8 protein-coding genes and 1 pseudogene are annotated in these 8937 nt (G+C 66.5%); 3 read left to right on the forward strand and 6 right to left on the reverse strand.

All coding sequences use genetic code 11. The features are described from left to right. The 5 genes from JHD67_RS20150 to JHD67_RS20170 all read right to left on the reverse strand — a co-directional run. A partial coding sequence (locus JHD67_RS20150; RefSeq protein WP_199100957.1) for an MFS transporter occupies positions 1-412 on the reverse strand: 412 nt, incomplete at its 3' end. Between the two features lie 57 nt (positions 413-469). Next, on the reverse strand, positions 470-1669 hold the full coding sequence (locus JHD67_RS20155; RefSeq protein WP_199100958.1) for an efflux RND transporter periplasmic adaptor subunit: 1200 nt from the start codon (positions 1667-1669) through the stop codon (positions 470-472). Positions 1670-1682: 13 nt separating this feature from the next. Further along, positions 1683-3152, reverse strand: a complete 1470-nt coding sequence (locus tag JHD67_RS20160; protein ID WP_199100959.1) for an efflux transporter outer membrane subunit — start codon at positions 3150-3152, stop codon at positions 1683-1685. Positions 3153-3182: 30 nt separating this feature from the next. Continuing rightward, positions 3183-3554 (reverse strand): MarR family transcriptional regulator, encoded by a 372-nt coding sequence (locus tag JHD67_RS20165; RefSeq protein ID WP_199100963.1) that lies wholly within the window; start codon positions 3552-3554, stop codon positions 3183-3185. Between the two features lie 174 nt (positions 3555-3728). After that, positions 3729-3974 (reverse strand): hypothetical protein, encoded by a 246-nt coding sequence (locus tag JHD67_RS20170; protein WP_233172130.1) that lies wholly within the window; start codon positions 3972-3974, stop codon positions 3729-3731. Between the two features lie 211 nt (positions 3975-4185). Between JHD67_RS20170 and JHD67_RS20175 the strand changes: the two genes are divergently transcribed. Beyond that, positions 4186-5013: a helix-turn-helix transcriptional regulator gene (locus JHD67_RS20175; protein ID WP_199100960.1), complete on the forward strand. Its 828-nt coding sequence runs from the start codon at positions 4186-4188 to the stop codon at positions 5011-5013. 247 nt (positions 5014-5260) lie between these two features. Here the strand turns inward: JHD67_RS20175 and JHD67_RS20180 are convergent, their stop codons facing one another. Beyond that, positions 5261-7696 carry a prolyl oligopeptidase family serine peptidase gene (locus tag JHD67_RS20180; RefSeq protein WP_199100961.1) on the reverse strand — a complete coding sequence of 812 codons (2436 nt, stop codon included), beginning with the start codon at positions 7694-7696 and terminating at the stop codon, positions 5261-5263. A gap of 216 nt (positions 7697-7912) precedes the next feature. On the opposite strand from JHD67_RS20180, the gene JHD67_RS20185 reads away from it, so the two are divergent. Both JHD67_RS20185 and JHD67_RS20190 read left to right on the forward strand, forming a co-directional pair. Continuing rightward, positions 7913-8578, forward strand: a complete 666-nt coding sequence (locus JHD67_RS20185; protein ID WP_199100962.1) for an alpha/beta hydrolase — start codon at positions 7913-7915, stop codon at positions 8576-8578. A 31-nt stretch (positions 8579-8609) separates the two neighbouring features. Beyond that, a pseudogene (locus JHD67_RS20190) lies at positions 8610-8937 on the forward strand (sensor histidine kinase); the annotation flags it as partial.

Consider the following 8937-nt stretch of genomic DNA (forward strand, 5'->3'; position numbering starts at 1 on the left):
GCGCCATGCCGCGCTTGGCGGGTGGATAGATGGAGATCAGCAGACTCTGCGTGACCGGATACATCGGCCCGGCTACCGCGCCCTGGATGGCACGGAACAGGATCAGCATCGGCATGCTCTGCGCGATGCCGCACAGGAACGACGCGATGGAGAACAGCAGCGTCGACCAGATGAACAGCTTTACCTCGCCCACGCGGCGGGTGAGAAAGCCGGTGAGCGGCAGCGAAATCGCCATGCTCACCGCGAAGGAGGTAATCACCCAGGTGCTCTGGTTCACGCTCACGCCGAGGTTGCCGGCAATGGTCGGCAACGACACGTTGGCGATGGTCGTGTCCAGCACCTGCATGAAGGTCGCCAGCGAGAGGCCGACCGTAGTCAGCGCCAGGTTGGGCGGACGGAATTCAGTACTCATCGCACGGATAACCCTGGAGAGAAGGGCGCCGGCCGGCACGCGGCCGGCGCCGGAGACTTACGGCTTGTCGTGGCTCTCGCCGGCCGTGTTGGCGTGGATGATCTCGGCGATCACGCCATCGGCCTTGGCCAGCTGCTGCTGGTAGACATCGGTGTTGAAGGCAGGCTGGGTCGGTGCCTGCTTGGCCAGCAGCGAACCGCTCTGGTCATGCAGGCTCACATCCACCTTGGTGGACAGGCCGATGCGCAGCGGGTGTTCCTCCAACTGCTTGGGATCGGTGAAGAACACGCGCACGGGCACGCGCTGCACGATCTTGATCCAGTTGCCGGTGGCGTTCTGCGCCGGCAGCAGCGAGAACGCACTACCCGTGCCCACGCCCAGGCTCTGCACCTTGCCCTTGTAGGTCACCGCGCCACCGTACACATCGGCGCGAATCTCCACTGGCTGGCCGATACGCATCTGGGTCAGCTGGGTTTCCTTGAAGTTGGCGTCGATCCACACCTCGTGCAGCGGCACCACGGCCATCAACGGTGCGCCCGGGGCGACACGCTGACCCAGCTGCACCGAACGCTTGGCGACATAGCCGTCCACCGGCGCGATGATGGAGGTACGCACGTCGTCGAGATAAGCCGCGCGCAGCTTGGCGGCGGCCGTCTGGACGTCCGGATGCGACGACACCACCGTATCGTCCACCAGCACTTTGTTGGTCTGGAACTGCTGCTGAGCGGCGGTGAGCGAGCTCTGCGCCGTGGTGAGTGCATCCTGCGCGTGCGACAGTTCCTCGGCCGAAATGGCACCGGACTTGGCGAGATCGCGGCGACGGTTGTAATCGGCCAGCGCCTTGTCCACCGCTATCTTGCGGGCGGCCACGTCGGCCTGCGCGCCGTTCACGGTGCTGTACAAGCCGCGCACCTTGCGCACGGTGCTGGCGAGGTTGGCCTTGGCCTGCTGGAGGGCAACGTCGGCATCGGCCGGGTCGAGCTTCACCAGCACATCGCCGGCATGCACCAGGTCGCCGTCATCGGCGCCGATGGTGATGACCGAGCCGGGCACCTGCGGGGTGATCTGCACCACGTTGCCGTTGACGTAGGCATCGTCGGTTTCTTCGTACCAGCGGCCGTCGAGGAAGTACCACAGGCCCCAGCCGATACCGGCGAGCACGAGGACCACGACCAGCGCGCGCAGCAGGAAGCCGCGGCGGTTCTTCGGGGGTTGGGCGGCCGTGTTGTCGGCCGCGAGCGGGGTTTGGCTAGACATGGGGATAGCCTTATTAGAGCGAATGTTCGGAAGAGGATGAGATGGCCACGTCGGCCGCTCCGGCCTGCGGGCGGAAGCCGCCGCCCAGGGCCTGAATGAGCTGTACGGACAAGTCGATCTGCTGCGTCTGCAGCGCCGCCATGCGCTGCTGCGCCGTAAGCAGCTGCTGGCGCACGATCAACGCTTCGAGATAGCTGCCCACGCCAGCCTTGTAGCGCTGCTCGGCGAGCTGCCACGCCTGGCTGGCGGCATCGAGCGCGCGTTGCTGGGCGGCGACCTGGTCCTGCGCGGACTGCACGGCGTTGTAGTCGTCGGCAACCTGGTTCACCGCCATCACCAACGCCTGGTTGTACTGCGCCACGGCCTGGTCGTACTGGGCGTCCTTGGCCGACAGGTTGGCGCGCAGGCGACCGCCGTCAAAGATCGGCAGGCTTACCGACGGACCGACGGTGTAGAAGCGCGCCGGCAGCTGCAGCGGATTGATACCGCCCGCGGCGGCCACGCCGGCCATCGCGCTGATGCTGACGTTGGGCAGGAACTGGGTCTTGGCAACCTTGATCTCCTTGCCCGCCGCTTCCACCTGCCAGCGCGCCGCGACCAGGTCGGCACGATGGCCGAGCAGGTCGACCGACACATTGGCCGGCACGCTCAGCGAGGCCGGCGCGAGCATCTGCGGACGGGTAATGTCCAGGCCACGATCCGGACCCTTGCCCAGCAACACCGATAGCGATGAACGCGCCGCATCGATGGCGCGGTTGGCGGCCACCAGCTGCTGGTCGGCGCTGGCCACTTCCGCGTCGCTCTGCTTGAGCTGGAGCTGATTATCGAGACCCGCCGCCACGCGCTGCTGGGTCAGCTGGCGCGCGGTGTTGGCGCGCTCGCGCTCGGCCTTGGCCACGTCCTGTTGAGCGTACGCGTAGGCCAGCTGCACATAGGCGCGTGCCACATTGGTCGACAGCTCGATGCGCGCGGCCTGACCTTCCACTTCCGCGGCGCGCTGCTGGCCCAGGGCGGCTTCCCACGCGGCACGCTTGCCGCCCCACAGGTCCAGGCCCCAGCTGAAACTGGCACGGGCGTCCTTGAACCAGGTGAAGCGACCACCGCCCAGTTCCGGCGGCGCAGCGGTGAGCGGCAGGCGCTGGCCAATGGCGTTGGCGCCGGCCGACACGCTGGGGCCACGCTCGGCATCCGCCGCGCCCGACTCGGCCTGCGCCTGGCGTGCGCGGGCATCGGCCACGGCGAGGTTTGGGTTGTCTTTCAGTGCTTCACCGATGAGGGCACTGAGCTGGGGATCGCCCAGCCCCGTCCACCAGTCGTCCGTCGGCCACGCGGCCGGGGAGACCTGCACGTGGGACAGGCTGCGATCGCTCTTGAGCGAGAGGGCATCGATCAGCGAACCGGAGGGGTGTAACCCGCCGCTGCTGACGCAACCCGCCAGAGCGAGGGTAAGGCCGGTGGCTGCCGCAAGGAGTTGCAGACGCATGGGCTTGGCTTCCAAAGAGATAGAACGGATTCAGGGCATATCGCGGAGCGCGTGCAGTACACGCTCCAGGTAGTCGCGCAACTGTTCGCGCTGGGTCGGGTCAAGCGCCCGCTGCGCGGCATCCAGTACGCGGTCATTGCAGGTGGTCATCTGGCGCCACAAGACATCGCCGTCCGGGGTCAGCTCGATGCGCAAGGCGCGGCGATCCTGCTCGTGCGGATGGCGCCGCAGCAGGCCGCGGCCTTCCAACTGGTCCAACTGGCGGGTCATGGCGCCACCGTCCAGCTCCACCGAACGCGCCAACTCGCTGGCCGACATCGGGCCGAGCATCGCCAGGCGCTTGAGGATCAGGAACTGGGTAAAGCGCAGATCCACACCGGAGGCCTGCAGTTCGGCCTCCATGCGGCGCACCAGCTCGCCACGCACCAGGCCAATCAGCACGCCAATGCTGTCTTTGTAGGGGGTTTCTGCTGGGGTTTGTGGGCTCATGGAACGGGCATTCTATTGCCGAAATTATATTTGTCAAGGCAAATATGTTTCTGGTTGTTTTTGTTTCGGCAAAGTTACCCGCCCCCGTCAGCCCGGCAAACCCTCCAGCTCATCGGCCAGCCACGTGCGCAGGGCCGGGTCGCGCAGCTCGAACAGCTCGAACACGCCCAGCGCCCGCAGCGCGGGCAGCAGCGCCAGCAAGCGAGGCTCCATGGCGCGGCGCGCAGCCTCGGGCATGGCAGGGTCCAGCATCTGGTGGGCGCAGGCCACGAAGGCCTCCAGCGGATCGGGCGGCAAGGCGGCCGTGGGGCGGACAACAGTCATCGTCGACATGGGGCAACTCCCTTGGGCGCCCCGGGGTTGAGGCCTGCCCTGGCAGCAAGGACGCACCTGCACTAGCGGACGTGAGCGCACGGGACACGGCCCGATCGTGAGGCACATTGCACCGCGAGCGGCGGCAGCGGTGGGGGAATGGACGGCATGATTGGGCACACGCGCGATTTACTGTTAGCGTTATTTGGTCATTCTTTATCGAGAACCGGCCATGGCCCACCATGCCAGCACGGACGAAGAAGCACGGTTCCACGCACTGATCGAGCGCACCGACGGCCCAGCGGTCATCGCCTACTGGAGCGAGGGCGAGGTCAGCAGCGAGTACGACGAAGGCACCCGCGAATATGGCTGGCATGCCCATGCGCGCGGCCAGTTCTACTGCGTGGAAAGCGGCCTGGTGCATGTGCGCACCGCGCGCGGCTCGTGGCTGCTGCCACCGCACCGCGCCGGCTGGATGCCGCCAGGCATCGAGCACACCGTAAGCCTGAGCGGACGCATGAGCGGCTGGGGCGCCTTTGTGCGGCCCAGCGATTGCAGTGTCCTGCCCAGCGAACCGTGCGTGATCGGCGTTACCGAGCTGATGCGTGCCCTGGTTCGCCGGGCCAGCGCATGGACCTGGGAAGCCGAACTGGACCCCAGCCAGGAACGTCTAACCACCGTGCTGCTGGAAGAAATCGCCCGCGCCCAGCGCGAGCCGCTGCACCTCCCCATGCCGGTGGATCGGCGCGCGCTGCGCATTGCCTTCGCGCTACTGGAGCGCCCCGAGGACAATCGCGGACTGGACGAATGGGCCGCATGGGCCGGCCTTTCCTCGCGCAGCCTGAGCCGACTGTTTCGCAGCGAGACTGCGCTGAGCTTCGCGCAATGGCGCCAGTTGGCGCGCCTTTCCCGGGGGCTGGAACGACTGGCCGACGGCGAACCGGTATCGGCAGTGGCCGATGCGCTGGGCTATGCCAGCGTGAGCGCCTTCGTGGCCATGTTCCGCCGCAGCTTTGGCCGCCCACCGGCCAAGTACTTCGCGGCGCAAGCCGCTGTGTGATCGCATGAAGCAGGGCCCCGAATGTGGGGAGTCATTCATGGACGGGTTGCCGTAGCTGCATCTTCCACAAACGCTGACGCCCCATTTCGGACTCGCCTGATGGGCGGGACCGAGGCCTTTCGTCACGCTGATTGCTAGGTCCCGGCAGAGAAATCGGCTGGAGACCGAGGGTGACGACGCCACCATGCCGTGAATGCCTCTCCACGAATACGGCGCCCTCTTTGTGAAGAGAAGGCGCCGTTTCTCGTTACGGCTTGATCGGCTTCACGTAGGTGTTGAACAACTCATCGATGCGACGGTACTCGTCGTGCCAGGAATCCGGATGGGTGAAGCCGTGGCGCTCCATCGGGTATAGCGAGATCCAGAAGTTGTTCTTGTGCAGCTCGATGAAACGCTGGTAAAGGCGCACGGTGTCGCTGGCCAGCACGTTGTCGTCGATCAGGCCGTGCTGCATCAGCAGCGGGTCTTGCAACTTGTCGGCGTACTCGATCGGCGAGCTGGTGGCGTAGGCCTCTGGATCGAGCTGGGGATCGTTGAGAATGTTGGCGGTGTATTCGTGGTTGTAGCTGGTCCAGTCGGTCACCGGGCGCAACGCGGAACCGGCCGCGAATTCACCCGGCGCGCGCAGCAGCGACATCAGCGTCATGAAGCCGCCGTAGCTGCCGCCGTAGATGCCCACGCGCTTGGGGTCCACGCCACGGTTCTTCACCAGCCACGCCTTGCCGTCGAGCAGATCGTCCAGTTCGGGATGGCCCATCTGGCGGTATATCGCCGTGCGCCAGTCGCGGCCGTAGCCTTCGGAGGCGCGGTAGTCCATGTCCAGCACCACATAGCCTTGGCTCACCAGCAGGTTGTGGAACATCTGCTCGCGGAAGTAGTTGGAGTAGGACAGGGTGACGTTCTGCAGGTAGCCCGCGCCATGCACGAAGATCACCGCCGGACGCGATGCCGCCGCGCCGGCATCGGCAGGGCCGTAGTACTTGGCCCAGACGGTGCCAGCGCCATGCGCGGAGGGCACGCCCACGATTTCCGGCTGCAGCCAGGTATGGGCGGTGTAGGCCGGCTTCATGGTGTTGGTGAGCTCGCGCGGCGTGCCGCCAGCGGCATCCTGCACGGCCAGCTGCGGCAGCACATAGGGCGAGGAATGCAGTACGGCCAGCTGACGACCATCGGGCGAGAGCACGAAATCGTTCATGCCCTGGTACTGGGTGAGGCGACTGAGCGCGCCACCGGCACTGGGCACGCGATAGACGTCGTAGCTGTACGGCGCGACCTGGTTGGTGCGCAGATAGAACCACTGGCCATCTTCGCTCAGCACCGGATGGCTTACTTCGAACTTGCCGCTGGTAAGCGCCTTGGCCTTGCCGCCCAGCGTCTTGCTGTACAACTGGGAGTAGCCGCTTTCCTCGCTGAGGTACCACAAGGTGCGGCCATCGTTGAGCCAGCCGAAATCGTTGAAGTTCCAGTTGATCCAGGCGTTGTCGGTGAGGCGATGCTGGTTCACCAGCGCGTGCTTGTCGAAGTCGACGCTGGCGATCCAGCGATCCTTGTTGTCGATGGCGCGCATCTGCACGGCCGCATTCTGGCCGTCGTCGCTCCACACGATGCCGCCGCCACCGCCGTCGTCCGCGCCGGATACGATGCGCACGGCGCGCAGTTCCGGCGCCTTGAGCGCCTTGGCTTCGTCGGCCTTGCCGGCCTTTTCCAGCGCGGCGACGGTCTTGGCGCGGATGTCCTTGAGCGGATCGTCCTTGATGCCGGGCAGGGCGTCGGTCTTGAGCGGGTAGAAGGTGGCGGCCTTCAGGTCCACCAGCACCAGCGACTGCGGCACGGGGTCATTGCGGCCCACGTAGGTGCGCGTGTCCTGCTGCTCGGCATAGCCCGAATCGGTTACGTAGTGGGTGACCTGCGGCTGTTTGCCCTCCTTGGCGCCCTTGGGCTGGGTAACCACCAGCATCCAGCGACCATCGGGCGACAGCTCGGTATCCACCGGCTCGCCACCTTCGCCCAGGTAAATGGGCTTGGGCGCCCGCCCCGGATCGGCCGCGGCCAGCGCATCGTCGTTGGCGCGCTGGGCGTCCTTGTCGGACTTGTTCTCGCGCAGCGCCTTGAACAGCTCCAGCTGCTGGCGAGCCAGCGCGTCGGGCTTCTTGGCCTGCGGATCGTCGACGAAGCGCAGCACCGCCGCCGGCGCGCTCACGCCGCTGGCGATGTCGTACACGAACCAGTTGTTGCCCTGGCGATACTGCAGGCTGCGCGCGTCGCTGGAGAAGCGGGGGGCGGATTCCGCCTCGCTGCTGCGCGTGACCTGCACACGACGGCCGTTGGCCAGCTCCACCAGGAACACGTCGCCGTGGCGCACGAAGGCGGCATAGCGATGCGCGCGGTCGAACACCGCCGGACCGTCGGCCTGAGCCACGGCGGCGGGGTCGAGCCGCACGCTCTGGCCGCTGCTCGGGTCCACCCGATACAGATCGCGAACCTTGCTGCCGTCGCGCTTGAGCGCGTAGTACAGGCTGCGGCCGTCCACGCTCCAATACGGCGATTCCACCGCGGCACCGATCCAGTCCGGGTTGGCCATGATGGTTTCCAGGTCCAGCTGCCCTCCGCTGGCAGGGGGCGACAACGCCGCCGCGGGTAGCGTGGCGAGGGCGGCAAGGCCGGCGAACAGCATTCGGCGCATGGATGGCTCCACAGTCAAAACATCGCAGCATAGCCAAGGCCGCCGCGCAGGCAAGCGCCGAAGGTCCCGGTTCTATCCCGCACCGGCGCCGATTACGCTTGCCGGTCAGGCAAGGACCTGCGTTGTTGTCCTCCCGATGAGGTGTCGTGCGTTTGGTGAGTCTCTTTGGCCGCCGATCAGGCATCCTTCCCCGGCCCTTTTCCCCCGCGAGTCCCCATGATCCTGCCTACCGTCGACACTGAAACCGCGCCTCATCCCACCCATAGCGTGATCTGGCTGCATGGCCTGGGCGCCGACGGCAACGACTTCGCTCCGCTGGTGCCCGAGCTGGTGTCGCCCGCGTGGCCGGCGCTACGCTTTGTGTTTCCGCACGCACCGGTACGGCCGGTGACGATCAACGGCGGCCTGCCGATGCGCGCCTGGTACGACATTGCCGGGGTGGACCTGGTGTCGCGCCAGGACGAAAGCGGCATGCGCGACTCCATCGCCAACGTGGACGCGCTGATCGCCCGCGAGAACGAACGCGGCGTGCCTACCGGGCACATTCTGCTGGCAGGCTTTTCGCAGGGTGGCGCCATTGCGTTGTCGGCGGGCCTGCGCCATGCCGATCGCCTGGGCGGCATCATCGCGCTGTCCACCTATCTGCCATTGCAGGATTCGCTGGCCGGCGAACGCAGCGTCGCCAACGCGGACACCCCCATCTTCTGGGGCCACGGTACCGGCGACCCGATCGTGCCGCTTACCCGCGGCGTTGCCTCGCGCGACCTGCTGCAATCGCTGGGCTATCAGGTGGCCTGGCACACCTATCCGATGCCGCATTCGGTCTGCGCCGAAGAAGTGGCCGACCTGCGGCAGTGGATGGGCGTGCGCCTGAACACCTAAGCGCCGACACGCATGCGGCATACTTCGCCGCATGACGGATACCGCCACCGATCCCGCCACACCCAGCCGGCCCGAGCCGCATTTGCTGCCCGATTTCTGCAGCGCGCCGGCGGTGTTCGCCTTGCTGGTGGTAGGCGCGATCAATGTCACCGTGATGTGGCTGGCTCCCAACAACGACCATGGCTGGCGCGGCTACAGCATGGGCATGTTGTTCGCCTGCTGGCTGGCGCTGGTGGTCGCGGTAGCGTTGTGCAAGCTGCGCCCGCTGTTGCAGCGGCTGCCATGGCAACTGCCGTATGCGGGCGTATGGCTGGTGATGGTGTTGATCGTCGCCAGCGCCAGCGCCATCGTCCATTGGC

Source organism: Dyella sp. ASV21, assembly GCF_016428975.1.
Lineage (GTDB): Bacteria > Pseudomonadota > Gammaproteobacteria > Xanthomonadales > Rhodanobacteraceae > Dyella.

What these genes read in the sequence shown, in the direction of transcription:
- JHD67_RS20175 (WP_199100960.1), top strand. Translation starts at nt 4,186, where the DNA reads ATGGCCCACCATGCCAGCACGGACGAAGAAGCACGGTTCCACGCACTG.
- JHD67_RS20160 (WP_199100959.1), bottom strand. Translation starts at nt 3,152, where the DNA reads ATGCGTCTGCAACTCCTTGCGGCAGCCACCGGCCTTACCCTCGCTCTG.
- JHD67_RS20185 (WP_199100962.1), top strand. Translation starts at nt 7,913, where the DNA reads ATGATCCTGCCTACCGTCGACACTGAAACCGCGCCTCATCCCACCCAT.
- JHD67_RS20170 (WP_233172130.1), bottom strand. Translation starts at nt 3,974, where the DNA reads ATGTCGACGATGACTGTTGTCCGCCCCACGGCCGCCTTGCCGCCCGAT.
- JHD67_RS20155 (WP_199100958.1), bottom strand. Translation starts at nt 1,669, where the DNA reads ATGTCTAGCCAAACCCCGCTCGCGGCCGACAACACGGCCGCCCAACCC.
- JHD67_RS20180 (WP_199100961.1), bottom strand. Translation starts at nt 7,696, where the DNA reads ATGCGCCGAATGCTGTTCGCCGGCCTTGCCGCCCTCGCCACGCTACCC.
- JHD67_RS20165 (WP_199100963.1), bottom strand. Translation starts at nt 3,554, where the DNA reads ATGGAGGCCGAACTGCAGGCCTCCGGTGTGGATCTGCGCTTTACCCAG.